15 protein-coding genes and 4 pseudogenes are annotated in these 19,039 nt (G+C 72.8%); 11 read left to right on the top strand and 8 right to left on the bottom strand.

The window, feature by feature from the left end:
* Nucleotides 1-72 precede the first annotated feature (72 nt).
* From MVA48_RS21135 to MVA48_RS21145, 3 genes and pseudogenes are all read left to right on the top strand, one after another.
* Nucleotides 73-1,439, top strand: a pseudogene (locus MVA48_RS21135) (3-hydroxyacyl-CoA dehydrogenase family protein); the annotation flags it as partial.
* A gap of 117 nt (nt 1,440-1,556) precedes the next feature.
* Nucleotides 1,557-1,808 carry a 3-hydroxyacyl-CoA dehydrogenase family protein gene (locus MVA48_RS21140; protein ID WP_246989325.1) on the top strand — a complete coding sequence of 84 codons (252 nt, stop codon included), beginning with the start codon at nt 1,557-1,559 and terminating at the stop codon, nt 1,806-1,808.
* A 5-nt stretch (nt 1,809-1,813) separates the two neighbouring features.
* A complete protein-coding gene (locus tag MVA48_RS21145; protein WP_246983266.1) occupies nt 1,814-2,110 on the top strand; it encodes a hypothetical protein in 297 nt (98 codons plus the stop codon).
* On the opposite strand, the gene MVA48_RS21150 is transcribed toward MVA48_RS21145, so the two are convergent.
* The 5 genes from MVA48_RS21150 to mce all read right to left on the bottom strand — a co-directional run bounded on the left by MVA48_RS21150 (nt 2,107) and on the right by mce (nt 6,614).
* Nucleotides 2,107-3,495: a class F sortase gene (locus tag MVA48_RS21150; RefSeq protein ID WP_256461185.1), complete on the bottom strand. Its 1,389-nt coding sequence runs from the start codon at nt 3,493-3,495 to the stop codon at nt 2,107-2,109. The genes MVA48_RS21145 and MVA48_RS21150 overlap by 4 nt on opposite strands.
* Nucleotides 3,407-4,633: a hypothetical protein gene (locus tag MVA48_RS21155; protein WP_246983277.1), complete on the bottom strand. Its 1,227-nt coding sequence runs from the start codon at nt 4,631-4,633 to the stop codon at nt 3,407-3,409. The genes MVA48_RS21150 and MVA48_RS21155 overlap by 89 nt, the downstream gene beginning before the upstream one ends.
* 138 nt (nt 4,634-4,771) lie before the next feature.
* Nucleotides 4,772-5,446 carry a zinc-binding dehydrogenase gene (locus MVA48_RS21160; RefSeq protein WP_246983279.1) on the bottom strand — a complete coding sequence of 225 codons (675 nt, stop codon included), beginning with the start codon at nt 5,444-5,446 and terminating at the stop codon, nt 4,772-4,774.
* Nucleotides 5,443-6,102 carry an alcohol dehydrogenase catalytic domain-containing protein gene (locus MVA48_RS21165; protein ID WP_246983281.1) on the bottom strand — a complete coding sequence of 220 codons (660 nt, stop codon included), beginning with the start codon at nt 6,100-6,102 and terminating at the stop codon, nt 5,443-5,445. Before MVA48_RS21165 ends, MVA48_RS21160 begins: the two co-directional genes overlap by 4 nt.
* A gap of 59 nt (nt 6,103-6,161) precedes the next feature.
* On the bottom strand, nt 6,162-6,614 hold the full coding sequence (gene mce, locus MVA48_RS21170) for a methylmalonyl-CoA epimerase (protein WP_246983290.1): 453 nt from the start codon (nt 6,612-6,614) through the stop codon (nt 6,162-6,164).
* Nucleotides 6,615-6,786: 172 nt separating this feature from the next.
* Between mce and MVA48_RS21175 the strand changes: the two genes are divergently transcribed.
* The 3 genes and pseudogenes from MVA48_RS21175 to MVA48_RS21185 all read left to right on the top strand — a co-directional run bounded on the left by MVA48_RS21175 (nt 6,787) and on the right by MVA48_RS21185 (nt 10,504).
* A complete protein-coding gene (locus MVA48_RS21175; protein ID WP_246983292.1) occupies nt 6,787-7,977 on the top strand; it encodes an acetyl-CoA C-acetyltransferase in 1,191 nt (396 codons plus the stop codon).
* A gap of 119 nt (nt 7,978-8,096) precedes the next feature.
* Nucleotides 8,097-8,998 (top strand): annotated as a pseudogene (meaB, locus tag MVA48_RS21180) (methylmalonyl Co-A mutase-associated GTPase MeaB).
* A gap of 36 nt (nt 8,999-9,034) precedes the next feature.
* Nucleotides 9,035-10,504 (top strand): phytoene desaturase family protein, encoded by a 1,470-nt coding sequence (locus MVA48_RS21185; protein WP_246983294.1) that lies wholly within the window; start codon nt 9,035-9,037, stop codon nt 10,502-10,504.
* Between the two features lie 69 nt (nt 10,505-10,573).
* Here the strand turns inward: MVA48_RS21185 and MVA48_RS21190 are convergent, their stop codons facing one another.
* Nucleotides 10,574-11,461, bottom strand: coding sequence for an endonuclease domain-containing protein (locus MVA48_RS21190; RefSeq protein ID WP_246983296.1), 888 nt, complete (start codon nt 11,459-11,461; stop codon nt 10,574-10,576).
* Between the two features lie 128 nt (nt 11,462-11,589).
* On the opposite strand from MVA48_RS21190, the gene MVA48_RS21195 reads away from it, so the two are divergent.
* On the top strand, nt 11,590-12,099 hold the full coding sequence (locus MVA48_RS21195) for a MarR family winged helix-turn-helix transcriptional regulator (RefSeq protein WP_246983298.1): 510 nt from the start codon (nt 11,590-11,592) through the stop codon (nt 12,097-12,099).
* A gap of 22 nt (nt 12,100-12,121) precedes the next feature.
* Nucleotides 12,122-13,801, top strand: coding sequence for an acyl-CoA mutase large subunit family protein (locus MVA48_RS21200; RefSeq protein ID WP_246983300.1), 1,680 nt, complete (start codon nt 12,122-12,124; stop codon nt 13,799-13,801).
* A 40-nt stretch (nt 13,802-13,841) separates the two neighbouring features.
* Here the strand turns inward: MVA48_RS21200 and MVA48_RS24365 are convergent, their stop codons facing one another.
* Nucleotides 13,842-14,120 (bottom strand): hypothetical protein, encoded by a 279-nt coding sequence (locus MVA48_RS24365; RefSeq protein ID WP_371821168.1) that lies wholly within the window; start codon nt 14,118-14,120, stop codon nt 13,842-13,844.
* Here MVA48_RS24365 and MVA48_RS24370 point away from each other — a divergent pair.
* From MVA48_RS24370 to MVA48_RS21215, 3 genes and pseudogenes are all read left to right on the top strand, one after another.
* Nucleotides 14,100-14,402, top strand: a pseudogene (locus MVA48_RS24370) (penicillin acylase family protein); the annotation flags it as partial. The gene MVA48_RS24365 and the pseudogene MVA48_RS24370 sit on opposite strands and share 21 nt — an antisense overlap.
* A 119-nt stretch (nt 14,403-14,521) precedes the next feature.
* A pseudogene (locus tag MVA48_RS21210) lies at nt 14,522-16,594 on the top strand (penicillin acylase family protein); the annotation flags it as partial.
* Nucleotides 16,595-16,625: 31 nt separating this feature from the next.
* A complete protein-coding gene (locus MVA48_RS21215) occupies nt 16,626-17,594 on the top strand; it encodes a tetratricopeptide repeat protein (RefSeq protein WP_246983302.1) in 969 nt (322 codons plus the stop codon).
* On the opposite strand, the gene MVA48_RS21220 is transcribed toward MVA48_RS21215, so the two are convergent.
* A complete protein-coding gene (locus MVA48_RS21220; protein ID WP_246983304.1) occupies nt 17,591-19,000 on the bottom strand; it encodes a hypothetical protein in 1,410 nt (469 codons plus the stop codon). The two genes, MVA48_RS21215 and MVA48_RS21220, sit on opposite strands and share 4 nt — an antisense overlap.
* Nucleotides 19,001-19,039: the final 39 nt, after the last annotated feature.

A 19,039-nucleotide genomic window follows, 5' to 3' on the forward strand; every position in this document is an offset into this window, starting at 1 on the left:
CGCGATCCCGTCGTGAGGAGTGGCACCGTGGCCAGGGAACTGAACGAGGTCGGCGTCGTCGGACTGGGCACCATGGGTGCCGGCATCGCGGAGGTGCTCGCGCGCGCGGGCCTGACGGTCACGGCCGTCGACGTGAACGACGAGGCGGTGGCCCGGGGCAGGGCGCACGTCGAGCACTCCACCGAGCGGGCGGTCGGCCGGGGCAAGCTGGACCCGGCCGAGCGCGAGGCGATCCTCGAGCGGCTCCGGTTCTCCACCTCGCTCGAGGACCTGGCGAACTCCGAGCTGGTCATCGAGGCCGTGCCCGAGCGCATGGAACTCAAGGCCGAGATCTTCGCCCAGCTCGACAAGATCTGCCCCCCGGACACGATCCTGGCCACCAACACCTCCAGCCTCTCGGTGACCGAGCTGTCGGTGGTCACCGGCCGGCCGAGCAAGGTCGTCGGGATGCACTTCTTCAACCCGGCGCCGGTCATGAAGCTGGTGGAGGTCGTGCAGACCGTCGTCACCGAGCCGTCGGTGATCGAGGACGTCGAGGCGCTGGCCGAGCGGCTGGGCAAGGTCGACGTCACCATCGGCGACCGCGCCGGGTTCATCGCCAACGCGCTGCTCTTCGGCTACCTCAACCACGCCGTCTCGATGTACGAGAACCGCTACGCCAGCCGCGAGGACATCGACGCGGCCATGCGCCTGGGCTGTGGCCTGCCCATGGGCCCGTTGGCCCTGATGGACCTCATCGGCATCGACACCGCCTACGAGATCCTCGACACGATGTACAAGCAGTCGCGCAACCGGCTGCACGCGCCGAGCCCGATCATCAAGCAGATGATGACCGCGGGGCTGCTCGGCCGGAAGGTCGGCCGCGGCTTCTACACCTACGCCGAGCGCGACTCCGCGGAGGTCGTCCCCGATGCCCAGACGCCCACCGCCGGCGGGGCGGCCGAGGGCGCCCGTCCGGTCGAGACGGTCGGCGTCGTCGGCTCCGGCACGATGGCCACCGGCATCATCGAGGTGGTGGCCAAGGGCGGTTACGACGTCCGGTTCGTCGCCCGGACCCCCGAGAAGGTCGAGGCGGTGCACACGGCGCTCGCCAAGTCGCTGGAGAAGCAGGTCCAGCGCGGCCGGCTCGACGAGGGGACCCGGGACGAGGTCCTCGGCCGCGTCGACGGTACGACGTCGCTCGACGAGCTCGCCGACCGCGACCTCGTCATCGAGGCCGTCGTCGAGTCGCTGTCGGTCAAGGAGGCGCTGTTCGCCAACCTCGGCGAGATCGCCAAGCCCGGCGCCGTGCTGGCGACCACGACCTCCAGCCTGCCGGTCATCGAGTGTGCGAAGGCCAGCGGCGGCCGTCCGACGTCGTCGGCATGCACTTCTTCAACCCCGCGCAGGTCATGAAGCTGGTCGAGGTGGTGTCCACGATCTCGACCGCGCCCGACGTGGCGGCCACCGCGCACGCGGTCTCCCAGCAGCTCGGCAAGCACGCGGTGTCCTGCACCGACCGCGCCGGGTTCATCGTCAACGCGCTGCTGTTCCCCTACCTCAACGACGCGGTGAAGATGCTCGAGGCGCACTACGCGACCGCCGACGACATCGACGCCGCCATGAAGGTCGGCTGCGGCTATCCGATGGGCCCCTTCGAGCTGCTGGACGTGGTCGGCCTCGACGTCTCCCTGGCGATCGAGCGGGAGCTCTACACCGAGTTCCGCGAGCCCGGGTTCGCGCCGGCGCCGCTGCTCGAGCACCTGGTCACCGCCGGCTACCTCGGGCGCAAGACCGGCCGCGGGTTCCGCGACTACGCCGGCCGCTGACGCGGGTGCCCCGGAGGAGGAGGGGCCCCACGCCGCGCCGCGCGCCGGTCGCCCGGCAGGAGACGGTCGAGGAGGCGCCGGACGGCGACTGGGTCGTCCGGACGCTGACCGGGTCGGCCACGGGCAAGACCTACCGGTGCCCGGGGTGCGACCAGGAGATCCGGCCGGGGACGCCGCACGTGGTGACCTGGCCCGCCTACGCCCGCGCCTCCGACCTCGATCCGTGGGACGTCGACTCGGCGGCGGACTGGCGGCGGCACTGGCACACCACCTGCTGGCGGGCGCGGGTCAACCGCCGCTAATCGGCGAACACCACGACGTTGTCGACGTAGCTGCCGGTCGCAGCGTCGAAGGCGCCGCCGCACGTGATGAGCCGGAGCTCCGCGCCGGGCGTCGCCCCGTAGACGGCGGAGGTCGGGAAGGCGGCCTTCGCGTGCCGCTCGACCCGGGTGACCGCGAAACGGTGCGTCGTGCCGTCCGCGTGCTGCACCACGACCGGGTCGCCCACGGCCAGCTCGTCGAGCCGGGCGAACACCCCAGGCGCGCCCGCCCAGTCCACGTGGCCGGCGACCACGGCGGGACCGGGCCGGCCGGGTACCGCGCTGCCGGTGTACCAGCCGGCGACAGCGGCGTCCGCGGGCGGCACGAGAGCTCCGGTATCGCTCAGCCCGACCGGCGTCACGGGGCTGTCCGTGCCGAGCGAGGGCAGGCTCAACCGGCTGGGCGGCGCCGACGGGCTCGCGGGCTCCGCGACCGGCGCCGGCACCACGTCGGCCGGCACCACGTCGGCCGGCACCACGTCGGCCGACGCCGCGTGGGCCGACGCTGCATGCGCAGGCGGCACGATCGCGAGTGCCGCGCCCGCTGCGGCCGCGGTTCCGACAACCCGTCCGCGACGGGACGACAGGGCGCCGGCCACGGCCAGGGCCAGGAACACCGCGGCGCCGGATGACGTGCGGCCGCCGCCGGCCTCCACCGCGCCGATCGGCACGCGCTGCGCTCCCGCGGCGTCGACCACCATGCGCACGGTCAGACCGCCGTCCGGGCGGTCGAGCACCAGCAGGCTGACGACGGTGCCGGCCATCAGCTCGACGGGCACGTCCTCGTCCGGGGGCAGGCGCACTGCCGAGCGCCCGGCCGGGACGGTCACCGGGGTTCCGGCGCCGGGGAAGGCCAGGCCCTCTGCCAGCGGGGTGCCGTCGGTCAGCCTCACGTCGAGGGTCCCGGCGCCCCCGGCCGCCGCGAGCACCCGGACGCGGGTGCTGCCCGGAGGTGGGGCGCTGAGGTCGTCGGCCAGCACCTGCACGCCCAGATCGGTGAAGGGCCCGGTGATCGCCACGGTCGACGCGCCGCCCGCCCGCACTGCGACGCGGGTGCTCAGCACCGGGGGCGTCGTCGGCGCCGCTCCGGCCGCCCGGAGACTCACCGCATAGGTCCCGGCCGGGAGCTCGGTGAACCCCTCCACGTCGCCGTAGGCGAGCCCGGTGGCGACGTCGGATCCCGGGTCGGTCGTCGTCCCCGCCTCGCCCAGCGGGGTCAGTGCGACGTCCACCGCCGGGCTGTCGGGCGAGAGGTGGGCGACGCGGAGCAGGCCCTCGTCAGCGGCAGCGGCGGGGGAGACCCCCAGCAGGCCGAGGAGGACGGACGCGGCGGCGGCCAGCAGCCCGACTCGCGATCCTGGGCTCAGGAACGCCCCTGGCCGACCGGCTGGTCGATCGCCTGCGTCGCCGGTCCGGGAGTGCCCGCCGGCGCGCTGGTGCCGGTGGTGGCGCCGGGCCGCGGAGGCATCGGCAGCTGGCGGGTGGCGGCTCGGCCGCCCGCGTGGGCTGGCGGGCGGCACCGGCCTCGCCGTCGCCACGGGCCGGCTGTGTCTGGGACGCCGGCTGGGGAGCGGGGGAGGGACGGCGTTCACCCTGCTGGGCCGGAGCCTGACTCTGGGCGGGAGCCTGGCTCTGGGCGGGAGCCTGGTTCTGGGCGGGAGCCTGGTTCGGTGCCGGCTGATTCTCGGCCGGCGCCGGCTGCGGACGGTCGCTCAGATCGGGCAGCGTGTTGAGCAGCTGGCGGGCCTGGATGAGGCGGCTGGTGAGCTCGTCGCGCACGTCGCGGATGGCTTCGGCCTTGGCCTCGGCCTCGGCGACGAGCTGTGCGGCGCGCTGCTCGGCGGCGGCGATCCGCTGCCGGGCGGCCTCGGTGGAGACGCGCTCGCGCTCCTCCTCGACCCGGGCGGCCTCGGCGCGGCGGGAGCGCTGCGCGATGTCGAAGTCCTCCTCGACCTTGGCGCGGCGGGCCTGCGACTCGGCGTCGAGCCGGGCCACCCGCTCCTGGGCCTTGCCGACGAGCTCGTCGGCGCGGATCTGTGCCTTCTGGGCGATCTGCTCGGCGTTCTGGCGGGCCTCGGCGAGCATGCGCTCGACCTCCGCCTGGCCGGCGGCGTGCCGCTCGAGCAGCGCACGCTCCTCGGCGGCGGTCTGCTCGCGGACGGCCTGGGCGTCGAGCTCGGCGGCCCGGCGGATCTCCGCGGCCTCCTCCTCGGCGAGGGTCAGCATGTGCTGGATCCGCTCGCTGATGTTCTCGAACGTCGGAGCCGCGGCAGTGGCGGCCTTGCGGCGCAGCGACTCGATCTCCCCGTGCAGCGCCGACAGTTGGCTGGCCATGTCGGCCGACCGGGCCACGGCCGCGTCGCGGTCGGCCAGTGCGATCCGGAAGTCGGCCTCGAGCCGCTCGATCGTCTCGGCGACCTGATTGCGGTCGTAGCCCCGCAGCACGACGTCGAACGAGTGCTGAGCCTCGTGCATCTGCAGCGGATCGTGGCGGGGATCGGTCATGTCCTCATCCTCGCAGACGCCGAAACGTCGCGTCAGCGTGTCGGGGCGAGAGCGGTGCTCCTGTGGCAACTGTTCTGCGAGGTCCCCTGCAGGGTCCCGCCGCGAGCTTGCGAGTGGTGGGGGGCAGGGGGTCCCTCATCACACCCCGCGGAAGCGGTTGATCGCCTCGAGGTGCTTCTCGCGCTTCTCGCCGTCCTTGACGCCGAGGCCCTCCTCGGGGGCGAGGGTGAGCACGCCGACCTTGCCCTGGTGAGCGTTCTTGTGGACGTCGAGGGCGGCCTGGCCGACCTCCTCCATCGGGTAGACCTTGGACAGGGTCGGGTGGATGAGGCCCTTGTCGATGAGCCGGTTGGCCTCCCACGCCTCCTTGTAGTTGGCGAAGTGCGAGCTGAGGATCTTCTTCAGGTTCATCCAGAGGTACCGGTTGTCGTACTGGTGCATGTACCCGGTGGTCGACGCGCAGGTGATGACCGTGCCGCCCTTCTTGGCGACGTAGACGCTGGCGCCGAAGGTCTCCCGACCGGGATGCTCGAAGACGATGTCGACGTCCTCGCCACCGGTGAGCTCGCGGATCTTCTTGCCCAGGCGCTGCCACTCCTTGGGGTCCTGGGTGTTCTCGTCCTTCCAGAACGCGTACTGCTCGGCGGAGCGGTCGATGATCAGCTCGGCGCCCATCCTGCGGACGATCTCGGCCTTCTCCGGGCTGCTCACCACGCAGACGGGGATCGCGCCGCCGTTGAGCGCCATCTGGGTGGCGTAGGAGCCCAGGCCGCCGGAGGCACCCCAGATCAGAACGGTGTCGCCCTGCTTCATGTTGGCGCCGTTGCGGCTGACCAGCTGCCGGTAGGCCGTGGAGTTGACCAGCCCCGGCGCGGCCGCCTCCTCCCAGGAGAGGTGGGCGGCTTCGGCATCAGCTGGTTGCTCTTGACCAGCGCCAGCTCGGCCAGGCCACCGAAGTTCGTCTCGAAGCCCCAGATGCGCTGCTGGGGGTCCATCATGGTGTCGTCATGGCCGGCGGGGTCCTCGAGCTCCACCGACAGGCAGTGCGCCACGACCTCGTCGCCGGGCTTCCACTTGTTCACGCCCGGACCGACCTTCAGCACGACTCCGGCCAGGTCGGAGCCGACCACGTGGTACGGCAGGTCGTGCCGCTTCGTCAGCTCCGAGACCCGGCCGTAGCGCTCGAGGAACCCGAACGTCGACACCGGCTCGAAGATCGACGTCCAGACGGTGTTGTAGTTGACCGACGACGCCATGACGGCCACGATCGCCTCGCCCGGGCCGAGCTCCGGCGTTGCGACCTCCTGGACGTGCAGCGACTTGCGCGGGTCCTTCTCCTTGGTGGCCATGCCCTCGAACATGTCCTGCTCGTCCTTGCGCACCACCACCGCGCGGTAGGACTCCGGCACGGCCAGACCGCCGATCGCGTCCAGCTGGTCGGCGAGGATGGCGTCCCTGATCTCGTTCACGCGTGCTCCCGGGTCGTCGATGGCTCGGTGCGGTGAGGGGATGTTACTGGTCAGTAGATTCAGTGGCCAGTCGCGGGCTCGACCAGCTCGACGAGGACGCCGCCGGCGTCCTTGGGGTGGACGAAGTTCACGCGGCTGCCCGCCGTCCCGCGCTTGGGGACGTCGTAGAGCAGTCGCAGCCCGCGCTCGCGGAGGGTGGCGCTGGCGGCCTCGACGTCGTCCACGCGGAAGGCCAGCTGCTGCAGGCCGGGGCCGGAGCGCCCGATGAACTTCGCGATCGTGGACTCGGGCGTGAGCGGGGCCAGCAGCTGGATACGCGTGTCGCCGTCGCCGACCGCCAGCATGGCCTCGCGGACGCCCTGTTCCTCGTTGGTCTCCTCGTGCACCGACTGCACGCCGAAGGCCTGGGCGTAGAAGGCGATCGCCTCGTCGAGGTCCGGCACGGCGATGCCGACGTGGTCGATGGTGGTGAACAGCTCGCCGGGCAGGCCGGCCTGCGTCTCGGTGGTCACGCGGGCATCCTGCCTGCAGACGTCTGAGACGTCACATCGATGTGGCAGGGTTCACGCACGGGAAGAGGGCCGCCACGCCGGGTCGCTCGTTGATCAGGGCGCCCTATCCTCGGACCACGAGATCTGCACACGACACGGCCGCCAACGGCGGCGGCCCGGCACTGGAGGCAGCATGTCCCGCTCGGTCATCGTCAGCGGCGCCCGCACCCCGATGGGGCGACTGCTCGGCTCGCTGAAGGACTTCTCCGCAGCCGACCTCGGCGGCTTCGCGATCAAGGCCGCGCTGGAGCGGGCCGGCATCTCCGGCGACCAGGTCGACTACGTGATCATGGGTCAGGTCATCCAGGCCGGCGCCGGCCAGAACCCGGCGCGCCCCGCCGCGGTCGCCGCCGGCATCCCGATGACGGTGCCGTCGATCACGATCAACAAGGTCTGCCTGTCCGGCATCAACGCGATCGCCATGGCCGACCAGCTCATCCGCGCCGGCGAGTTCGACGTCGTCGTGGCCGGCGGCATGGAGTCGATGACCCAGGCCCCCCACCTCCTGGCGAACTCGCGCACCGGCACCAAGTACGGCGACACGAAGCTCATCGACTCGATGGCGCACGACGGGCTGTCCGACACCTTCGACCAGGTCGCCATGGGCGTGCTCACCGAGCAGGCCAACGGCCGGTACGACCTGACCCGCGAGGAGCAGGACGCCTTCGCCGCCGCCAGCCACCAGAAGGCGGCGCGGGCGGCCAAGGACGGGATCTTCGACGAGGAGATCACCCCGGTCCTCATCCCGCAGCGCAAGGGCGACCCCATCGAGTTCCGCGAGGACGAGGGCGTCCGGGCCGACACGACCGTCGAGAGCCTCTCCAAGCTCAAGCCGGCCTTCGCCAAGGACGGCACGATCACCGCCGGCACCGCCTCGCAGATCTCGGACGGCGCGTGCGCGGTCGTGGTCATGAGCGCGGAGAAGGCCGCCGAGCTCGGCTGCACCGTGATCGCGGAGATCGGCGCCCACGGCGTCGTCGCCGGACCCGACGCCACGCTCCAGAGCCAGCCGTCGCGGGCCATCCAGAAGGCGTGCGAGCGCGAGGGCATCGACCCGAAGGACCTCGACCTGGTCGAGCTCAACGAGGCGTTCGCCGCCGTCGGGATCGTGTCGACCCGCGAGCTCGGCATCGATCCGGAGAAGGTGAACCCCAATGGCGGCGCCATCGCCCTCGGGCACCCGGTGGGCATGAGCGGCGCACGCATCGTGCTCGACCTGGCGCTCGAGCTGCGCCGCCGCGGCGGTGGCGTCGGCGCCGCCGCGCTGTGCGGCGGCGGCGGCCAGGGTGACGCGCTGATCCTGCACGTGCCCGCCAAGGCGTGACCTCGGACGGTCTGGCGGTCCAGACGGAGGCCCCCACCACCCCACGGGGCAGGCGGGGGCGCCGCGCTGCCGACGTCCCCACCCTCGTGGCGCGCGCCCGCGAGGGCGACGCCCGGTCGGTGGCCCGCCTGATCTCACTGGTCGAGGACGCCAGTCCGGCCCTGCGGGAGGTCGCCGCAGCCCTGGCCCCGCACACGGGGCACGCGCAGGTGCTCGGCCTGACCGGGTCGCCCGGGGTCGGCAAGTCGACGTCGACCACGGCGCTGGTGCGGGCGTTCCGGCAGGCGGGCAAGCGGGTCGGGGTGCTCGCCGTCGACCCGTCGTCGCCGTTCTCCGGGGAGCGCTGCTCGGCGACCGGGTGCGGATGCAGGACCACGCCGGCGACCCGGGGGTCTACATCCGCTCGATGGCCTCGCGCGGGCAGCTCGGCGGGCTTGCCTGGGCCACGCCGCAGGCGCTGCGGGTGCTCGACGCCGCCGGGTGCGACGTGGTGCTGATCGAGACCGTGGGCGTGGGGCAGTCGGAGCTGGAGATCGCCTCCCTGGCCGACACGACCCTGGTCCTCGTCGCGCCGGGCATGGGTGACGGGATCCAGGCCGCGAAGGCCGGGATCCTCGAGGTCGCCGACGTCTTCGTCGTCAACAAGGCCGACCGGGACGGCGCCGACCAGACGGTGCGCGACCTGCGCTACATGCTGTCGCTGGGCGGGCGGCACTCCGAGGCCGGCCACTGGCGGCCGCCGATCGTGCGGACCGTGGCGTCGCGGGAGAGCGACAACGGCATCGACGAGGTCGTCGCGAGGGTGGAGGAGCACCGGCAGTGGCTGGACTCCACCGGGGAGGGGCAGCGCCGGCGCACCGAGCGTGCGGCGCGGGAGATCGAGGCGATCGCGCTGGCCTCGCTCCGCGAACGGATGGGTGACGTGCACGGGTCCGCGGCGCTCGGCGCTCTCGCCGACCAGGTGGTGGCCGGGGGAACCGACCCGTACCGGGCCGCCGACGAGCTGCTCGCGCAGCTCTGACCTGCGGCCAGGGGCCCGGCCCGTGACCATGGACGGGTGAACGGACAACCGGACGCCGTCGTCGTCGGAGCCGGGCCGAACGGGCTGGCCGCCGCGCTGCGGTTGTCGGCCGCGGGGCTCCGGGTGCGCGTCGTCGAGGCCGCCGAGCGACCCGGCGGCGGCATGCGTACCGAGGAACTGATGCGTCCGGGCTACCTGCACGACGTCTGCTCGATCGTCCAGCCGATGGCCGCGGCGGCGCCGTTCTTCCGGGAGTTCGACCCGCAGAGCCGGGGGGTCCGGCTCGTGCAGCCGGAGATCAACTTCGCCCATCCGCTGGACGGCGGCCGGGCCGCGCTGGCCCACCACTCCCTGGAGGAGACCGCTGCCGGGCTGGGGGCGGACGCCGATGCCTACCGGCGGCTGTTCGGCCCGCTCGTGGCCCGCGGCACCGACGTCGTCGACTTCTTCCTCACCAGCCGGCTGCGCAGCCTGCCGACGCGGAGCGTCCCGCAGATAGCGAAGTTCGGGCTGACCGGGCTGCCGAACGTGAGCTGGCTGGCGCACCGGTACTTCGACACGGAGGAGGGGCGGGCGCTGCTGGGCGGGGCGGCGGCGCACGGGATGCTCGACCTCTCCCAGCCGCTGACCTCGGCGCTCGGGATGCTGCTGGTCATGCTCGGCCACCACGCCGGCTGGCCGCTGATCGAGGGCGGGTCGCAGAAGCTCGCCGACGCGATGGTGACCGCGCTCGAGGAGCAGGGCGGCGAGGTCGTCACCGGCCACCACGTCACCGACCTGCGGGAGTTCGAGGGCGTGCCGGCGGTGCTGCTCAACACGACCCCCGAGGCGTTCGTCGCGATGGCCGGTGACCGGGTGCACGAGGGCTACCGACGCTGGGTGTCGCGGTACAAGCACGGGGCCGGCGTCTTCAAGATCGACTGGATCCTGTCCGAGCCGGTGCCGTGGGCCAATCCCGACGTCCGGCGGGCCGGCACCATCCACGTCGCCGGCAACCTGGACGAGACCATCGCCGGCGAGCGGGCGCCCAACCAGGGCCGGCTGACCGACCGGCCCTACGTGCTCGCGGTCCAGCCCACCGTGCCCGACCCGTCACGGGCGCCCGAGGGAGGGCACATCCTCTGGGCCTACGTGCACGTGCCGCACGGGGCGGACGTGGACATGACCGAGGCCATCGAGAACCAGATCGAGCGGTTCGCGCCCGGCTTCCGCGACACGGTCGTGGAGCGGTACACGAAGAACGCCGTCGAGATGGAGCGGTGGAACCCCAGCTACGTCGGCGGCGACATCTCCAACGGCCAGGCGACGCTGCGGCAGATGCTGGCGCGACCCGTGCCCAGGTGGAACACGTACAAGACCCCGGTCGAGGGGGTCTACCTGGCCTCGGCGGCCACGCCTCCCGGTCCGGCCGTGCACGGCACCTGCGGGGACAACGCCGCGAGGGTGGCCCTGCGCGAGGTGTTCGGCGTGAAGCACGCCCCGCCGCTCCGCCCGCCCCTCCGCTGACCGACATCTCGACAAGCCGACATGTCGAGATGCGGCTCAGGCCGGTGACCGGGGCCGGTGATACCGGCGTCAGGCGGATCTCGGTGATCCCAGGAGCGATGCCAGTCGGGTGAGGAGCCGGGTCGGGTCACGAAGATCGGCCGCCGTCACGAAGATCACCTGCCACCCCATCGCGCTGAGGTCGTTGAGCCGCCGGCGGTCCTTCTCCACGTTCTGTGGTTCGCCGTGCCACTTCCCCTCGTACTCCAGAGCGATGCGGTGCTCCGGCCAGGCGAAATCCACGCGGGCGACCAGGCGAGTCGCGGTCCGGACGCGGTACTGGGCGACAGGTGCCGGTAGTCCGGCACGCATCAGTAGCAGGCGCAGGCGGGTCTCCTGAGGCGACGCGGCGAGGCCGTCGGCGAGCTGCACCACGCGTCGCACCCAGCGGCAGTCCCGCCCCAGAAGCCCAGCGGCGGCCGCTCGTACCTCGTCGAGGAAGACGAGGCCGGGGGCGAGGAACTGGTCGAGTGCGACCACCGCCTCGTCGAGCGGCCGGATGGATGCCAGGTCCAGGGCCGTGCGCATCGCGGTCGTGGTCGGGACGCCTCTCCGGCCGAAGACGTGCTCCTCGAGCAGGGCTCGTCGCGACACCAGGACGCCGCGCACGGAGCCGCCGCGGCAGACCGGTGCCACGGTGAGCTCGACCGGGTCGTCAGGGCCGGCCAGCTCGACGCCCCAGAGCACCGCGGCGCTGCGTCCCGACGCGACGGCACCCGGCAGCAGGAACCGCGTCGCGGCAAGGGTGCGCAGCTCATGGGTGACGGGCAAGCCGGCGCAGGCGTAGACGTCGGGGAAGAGACGCTGCCACGCCGAGCTCTGCAGTTGATGTCGGGTCAACCGGCCGGAACGAATGGCCGCCGATCCGCGGAAGACCGTGCCGACGAGTTCGCGTGGCCGCGCGGGACGGGGAGGCACGGGCAAGCTTGACCCGAGCCGGTCGCCGGCCGCGGTCGTGATCCACAGGTCCGCGCCGACATGCGCTCCAGGCCGGCATCCGCCCACCCCGATGCCGGTCTGGAGCGCATCTCGGCGAGAATCACCGCATGGTGCGACCGCTGGGGCTGCCGTTCGACCCCATCCAGCGCGCCGGCGAGACGTGGGAGCAGCGGTTCGGCCCGGCCTCGGCGATGCGCGCCGCGACGAGCGTGTTCCGCGTGCAGCAGATCCTGCTCGCCCGCTTCGACGAGGCGCTCAAGCCGCACGAGCTGACGTTCGCCCGCTACGAGGTGCTCGTCCTGCTCACGTTCAGCCGCGCCGGCGAGCTGCCCCTCAAGGTCATCGGCAGCCGCCTGATGGTGCACCCGACCAGCGTCACCAACGCCATCGACCGCCTGGTGGCCGCCGGATACGTGCGGCGCCGTCCCAACCCGGACGACGGGCGCGGCGTGCTGGCCGGCATCACCGACGAAGGGCGCGCGGTCGTCGAGATCGGCACGAAGGCGCTCACCGACCTCGACTTCGGCCTCGCCGACCTCTCCGAGGACGACCGCGAGACGCTGTTCGGCATCCTCCGTCAGGTGCGGCTCGGCGCAGGAGATGTCGACGCGAGATAGTTGGACGTCCTAGTATTTCTGCATGACCCAGGACGCACGGCAGCGGTGGCAGCAGCGGTACGACGCGGCGATCGAGGCCGGCAAGGTTCGCGACGCCGACTTCACCACGCTGTCGGGTGTCGAGGTCGAGCCGGTCTACGGGCCAGCGGACGAGAGCGCGGTCGAGAACTTCGAGCGGATCGGCTATCCGGGGGAGTTCCCGTTCACCCGCGGCCTGCACGCCACCGGCTACCGCGGCCGGGCGTGGACCATCCGGCAGTTCGCCGGCTTCGGCAACGCGCAGCAGACCAACGAGCGCTACAAGATGATCCTGGCCGAGGGCGGTGGCGGGCTGTCCGTCGCGTTCGACATGCCCACCCTGATGGGCCGCGACTCCGACGACCCCCGCAGCCTCGGCGAGGTGGGGCACTGCGGCGTCGCGATCGACAGCGCCGCCGACATGGACGTCCTCTTCGACGGCATCGACCTGGCCGGCACGACGACGTCGATGACCATCAGCGGACCCGCCGTCCCGGTGTTCTGCATGTACCTGGTCGCCGCCGAGAGGCAGGGTGCGGCAGTCGAGTCGCTCAACGGCACGCTGCAGACCGACATCTTCAAGGAGTACATCGCGCAGAAGGAGTGGCTGTTCGCCCCGGAGCCGCACTTGCGCCTCATCGGCGACCTGATGGAGTACTGCGCCGAGCACATCCCCGCGTACAAGCCGATCAGCGTCTCGGGCTACCACATCCGCGAGGCCGGCTCGACCGCCGCGCAGGAGCTCGCCTACACGCTGGCCGACGGCTTCGCGTACGTGGAGCTCGGCCTGTCCCGCGGCCTCGACATCGAGAAGTTCGCGCCCGGCCTGTCCTTCTTCTTCGACGCGCACATCGACTTCTTCGAGGAGATCGCCAAGTTCCGCGCCGCGCGCCGCATCTGGGCCCGCTGGTTGCGCGACGTCTACGGCGCGCAGACCGGGAAAGCCCAGCAGCTGCGCTTCCACACCCAGACGGCCGGGGTGAGCCTCACCGCCCAGCAGCCGGACAACAACATCGTCCGGACGACGATCGAAGCCTTGGCGGCGGTGTTCGGGTCCACCCAGTCGCTGCACACCAACGCCCTCGACGAGGTCCTGGCGCTGCCCAGCGCGAAGGCCGCGCAGATCGCCCTGCGGACCCAGCAGGTGATCATGGAGGAGACCGGCGTCATGAACGTCGCCGACCCGCTCGGTGGTTCCTGGTACGTCGAGGCGCTCACCGACGAACTGGAGCGGCAGGCCGAGGAGATCTTCGCCCGCATCACGGACATGGGCACCGACGGCACGATCACCTCGGGCATCCTGCGCGGCATCGAGGACGGCTGGTTCACCGGGGAGATCGCCGAGGCGGCGTTCGTCTACCAGCGCGCCCTGGAGAAGGGTGACAAGAAGGTCGTCGGCGTCAACACGCTCACCGGCACGGTCCCGGGCGAGGAGCCGCTGGAGATCCTGCGGGTCAGCCACGACGTGGAACGGGAGCAGAAGGCCGAGCTCGCCGCCCGCCGGCAGCGGCGCGACGACGCCGCCGCCCGCACCGCCGTGCAGCGCCTGGTCGAGGTCGGCCGGACCGACGCCAACATGGTCCCGGCGATGCTGGACGCCGTCCGCGCCGAGGCCACCCTCGGCGAGATCTGCGACGCCCTGCGGGGCGAGTGGGGGAGCTACACGGAACCCGCCCGCTTCTGACGCAAGTTACTGACGCGTAACCGTCCGATCCGCAGGTCGTTCACCACGGCAACACTCCGAGTGCCCCGGTGGAGGTCGTCGTGCGGCGGTGCGTTCCGGTCCTGGTGGCGAGCGCGATGGTGGTCGGGGGCTGGCGGCGCCGGCCGCTGCCAAGCCCGGTCACGGTGGCAAGGCGCACGGCGACCACCCCGGCGTCCTGAACATCCTCCCGCCCGGGCAGTCCGGATCGATCACCGCGGTCGAGGCCGCGGCGGCCCAGTCCGGCACCCTGCCGCGCAACTTCGCCGACCAGCTCGAGATGTACGACGCGCTCAACCACGCCGACCTCGGCGCGCTCACCGAGGGCGACCTCGGCAGCTACTACAAGGACGCCCCGCTCACGCTGAAGAACTCCGACGCCGTTTCCGTCGACAAGCCCAGGCCTGGCGTGACGATCAAGTGGGACAGCTTCGGCGTCCCCTACATCGAGGGGAAGACCCGCGAGGACGCCGCCTTCGGTTCCGGCTACGCCGGCACGAAGGACCGGATGTTCCTGATGGACCTGCTGCGTCATGTCGGCGCGGCGCGGGCGGCGGAGTTCCTCGGCCCCACCGAGGCCAACGTCGCCATGGATCAGGAGCAGCTGCGGGCGGCCTACTACACCGAGGAGGAGGCGGCGGCGCAGATCGAGGAGGCCGCAGTGCGCTTCGGCGAGGAGGGCGGCGCCTCGTCGCCGCACTCGACGCCTACATCGCCGGCATCAACGCCGCGCAGGCCGAGATGTGCCCCGCGGTCGTCACCGGCCCTGACTGCCCGGTGGAGTACGCCGCGCTGCAGAAGACCCCCGAGCCGTGGGACCGGGCCGACGTCGTCTACGTCGCGTCCCTCGTCGGCGGCATCTTCGGCAAGGGCGGGGGAGCGGAGTTCGCCAACGCCCGCTGGCTGCAGCAGCTCGAGGCCCGGTTCGGGCCCGAGGAGGCGCGTCGCATCTTCGACGACCTCCGCCTCGCCGACGACCCGCAGGCGCCGACGACGGCGACCACGTCCGCGCCGTACGCCGGCGGCCCGGTCGACCCGACGCGACCCGGTGTGGCACTGCCCGACCTCGACGGTCCATCGGCGCCGGGCACCGGGGCCGACGCCGGCTCCGGCGGCATCCCGCTGCCGGGCGAGGCGGCGCTGCTGGGCAGCCTCGGCGAGCGGCCGATGGTCGTCGACGGCCCGTTCGGCCCCATCGACCTCGGGGCCGTTCCCGGCGGCATGAGCAACGCCGCCCTGGTCGCCGGTGACCGCACCGTCGACGGCCACCCGCGGGTCGTGTTCGGCCCGCAGACCGGCTACTTCGCCCCGCAGCTGCTCACCGAGCAGGCGGTCGTCGCCCCGGGCATCCGCGCCCGCGGGGTCTCGTTCGCCGGCACCAGCCTCGTCGTGCAGCTGGGCCGTGGCGTCGACTACGCGTGGTCGGCCACCAGCGCCGGCAGCGACCTGGTCGACACGGTCGTCGTGAAGCTGTGCGAGCCGGGCGGCGGGGAGGCGACGGTCGCGTCCGAGGCCTACCTGGTGGACGGCGAGTGCCGTCCCATGGACGTCGACGTGCACGAGGAGACGGCGCTGCCCAACCCGGCCGGCCCGGGACTCCCGCAGACCTACCGGTTCCTCGTGCTGCGCACCGAGCACGGCATCGTCCAGCTGCGCACGACCGTGGACGGCGAGCCCGTCGCCATCGTGACCCAGCGGAGCACGTACGGCCGCGAGCTCGACTCCGCCCTCGGTTTCGAGCGCCTGGGCAACCCCGACCACGTCGCGGACGCCGACGGCTTCCGGGACGCCGTCGCGGCCATCGACTACACGTTCAACTGGTTCTACGTCGACGACAGCGACATCGCCTACTACTCGTCCGGCCGGCTGCCGGTCCGGGCCGAGGGCGTCGACCAGCACCTGCCACGCTGGGGGGACACGAAGTACGACTGGCAGGGCTGGTTGGCCGTCGAGGACCACCCGCAGCAGGTGAACCCCGAGACCGGCTTCCTCGTCTCGTGGAACAACAAGCAGGCACCCGGCTTCGGCGCCGCCGACGACCAGTGGGGTTACGGGCCGGTCCACCGGAGCCAGGCGCTGTCCGACCGGCTCACCGAGCTGGCCGCCGACGGCGGCGTGACGACCACCGACCTGGTGGCCGCCGTGCAGGACGCCGCCACCGTCGACTCCCGCGCCTTCTACACGCTGCCCTCGCTGCTCGACGTGATCGGCGAGGACCCGGAGCTGACCGAGGCCACCACACTGCTGCGGGGCTGGGTGGAGCGCGACGCCCACCGGCTCGACCAGGACCGGGACGGCGCCTACGAGGACCAGGCCGCCATCGCCCTGTTCGACGCCTGGTGGGGCGCCGACACCGAGGGCGTGGCGCAGCACCTCCTCCGCGGCACCCTGGGCGACCTGGTGTCACAGCTGCCGCAGCGCCTCGACGACCACCCGCGGCAGGGCCTCGGCTCGGCCTGGAACGGCGTCGCCTGGTACGGCTACGTGGTGAAGGACCTCGACCGCGTCCGCGGCACGGACCCGGGTGCCTGGTCGCGGGCGTACTGCGGCGGTGGGGACCTCGCCGCCTGCCGGGCCGACCTCCGGGCGTCGCTGGCCGCAGCGGTGGACGAGGTGCTCGCCGAGCAGGGTGTCGCGTCTGTCTCGCAGCTGACCTACGACAAGCACATCGACGACATCCGTGCGACGACGGCGGGCGTGGTCGGGGTCCGGGACATCGACTGGCAGAACCGCCCGACGTTCCAGCAGGTCGTCGCCTTCACCAGCGGGCGGTAGCCCGTCCGCGGCGGGTGGGATGATCGGATCCATGCAGCCCACCCGTCCCGGACGCCCCGACCCCAGGGCGCAGGCACAGCAGGCCCGGATGGCGGCCACCATGTCCGGCGCCGTCGACCTCGCCGCCGTCAAGGCCCGCTCCGAGGCCGCGGCGCGCGCGCAGAGCGCGCCGCCGCCGAGCGCCACCGCCCCGGCCGGCAGCCCCGGTGCCGCGGTCGTCGACGTCACGGAGGCGACCTTCCAGTCCGAGGTCCTCGACCGGTCCTTCCAGGTGCCCGTGGTCCTCGACCTGTGGGCCGAGTGGTGCGGTCCGTGCAAGCAGCTGTCGCCGGTCCTCGAGCGGCTGGCCGCCGAGGGCGGCGGGTCCTGGGTGCTCGCCAAGGTCGACGTCGACGCCAACCCGGCGCTCGCCCAGGGCCTCCGGGTCCAGGGCATCCCGGCCGTCAAGGCGGTCTGGCAGGGGCAGCTCGTCGCCGAGTTCAGCGGCGCCATCCCCGAGGAGCAGGCCCGCCAGTTCGTGACCGAGCTGGTGCGCGCCACCACCGGGGGCGCGGTGCCGGGCGCCGGCGCCGAGACCGCCGAGGGCGCCGAGGACCCGCGCCTCGACGCCGCCGAGGCGGCGCTCGAGCGAGGTGACCTGGCCGCCGCCGAGGCCGCGTACCAGGCGATCCTCGATGCCGAGCCCGACCACCCGGAGGCGGCACTGGCCCTTCGGCAGGTGCAGCTGTTCCGGCGGGCCGAGGAGGCCGGCCCCGACGCGCTGGCCGTGGCCGACGCCGCGCCCGACGACGTCGCGGCGCAGACCCGGGCGGCGGACTTCCTCCTGGGCACCGGAAACATCGAGGCCGCCTTCGACCGGCTGCTCGACGTCGTCCGCCGCACCGGAGGCGAGGACCGCGACCGGGCGCGCAGGCACCTGGTCGAGCTGTTCGCGGTCGTCGGGGACGACGACCCGCGAGTGGGCGCCGCCCGCCGTCAGCTCACCCTCGCGCTCTTCTAAGCGCCCACGTCGCAGGCCGCCAGGCCCTGCACGAAGCCGGCCCGGAACAGGTCCACCTGCTGGAAGCCGCTCAGGTCGACGTCCGGCAGCACCGCCGGGTCGTTGCCGTAGGTCAGCAGGAACTGGACGCTCTCGTCGAGGTCGCCGGGCGAGATGACCACGGCGGCGCCCGCCTGCCCGTTGAAGATTTTGGCCGCGTACCAGCCGGTCAGGCAGAGGGCCGAGCGGACGGCGTCCTCGTCGTCGGTCGAGAGGCCCAGCTGCTCGCGGACCTCGAGGCTGTAGGGGATCGCCACGGCGGTGGCGAGCGCGAAGTCGCCGATCTCGGAGTACGCGGGCCGGCCCAGGTCGGGCTCGTCGAACGCGACGAGGTCCTCCTCTGCGCAGTGGACGAGCTCGAGGTCGGCATCGCGCGCGCAGTCGGGGGCGTCGCCGTCGAAGACCCCGATGTCCGGTGCGTCGAACTCCTCCTCGAAGACGTCGCGGAAGGCCTGGCCCCAGACCGTGGGCAGTGACTCCGCGACGATCTCGAGAAGGACGTCGTACTCGGCGTTCCCGCCGGAGAGTGCCTCGTCCTGGTCCGAGAAGCTGCCCTGCGTGTAGATGCGGTCGGGGCCGAAGTTGTCGCGGCAGGCCTCGACGCCGCTGTCGAAGCCCTCCTGGAACGCCGACACCCGGTCGAAGTAGGAGCCGTGCGCCGACTCCGCGGCGGTGCTCGTGCCGACCGGGTCGCGCAGCAGCAGGTAGCCGCGCAGCAGTTCGTCGAGCTCCGGGCCCCGCAGTCGCGAGTTCGGGGCCTCACCGTCGGCGACCCAGCGGGTCCACGCCCCGGCGAAGCAGTCGGCCTGGGTCTCGGTGGCGATCGACGGCCCGGGTTGCCCCACCCGCCCCTGGACGGCGTGCCCGAACTCGTGCGCCATCACCAGGGCCGGGATGAACTCGCCGTAGCCGTCGGCCAGCTCGGCGAGGAACTGGCGGTCGTAGGTGATCGAGTCCGAGTTGGGGGCCGCGCCCGCCAGGCAGTAGAAGGCGTTGCTCTCCACCTCGAGGGGCTGCGCGCCGCAGCCGACGACGCCGTTCGGGTACTCGCGCGGGTCCACGTCGTCCGGATCGACGCTGAAGTAGCCGCCCTGCAGCGGCGGGAACTGCTCGCCGTACACCTCCGGGAAGGTCTGCCCCCAGAAGAGCTCGAGGTCGGCGAGGGCGTCGCGCGCCCGGTCGTCGACGGTGCCCTCCTCGGCGCCGATGACGGTCACCTCGCCGCTCCCGCCACCGCCGCCGCCCGGGCGGGCCGGCTCCGGGGCTCTCGGCTGGCCGATGACGATGGTGGCGCAGCCGCTCAGGACCAGACCGCCGAGCACCGCCAGGACGGCGGGGAGTGCGCGAGACCTGCCCCGGCGCTGCATGCCTCCTGCATCGCCCCGGCGACGGCCGCGCAAACCCCC

Origin of the sequence: Blastococcus sp. PRF04-17 (assembly GCF_023016265.1) — a bacterium.
Lineage (GTDB): Bacteria > Actinomycetota > Actinomycetes > Mycobacteriales > Geodermatophilaceae > Blastococcus_B.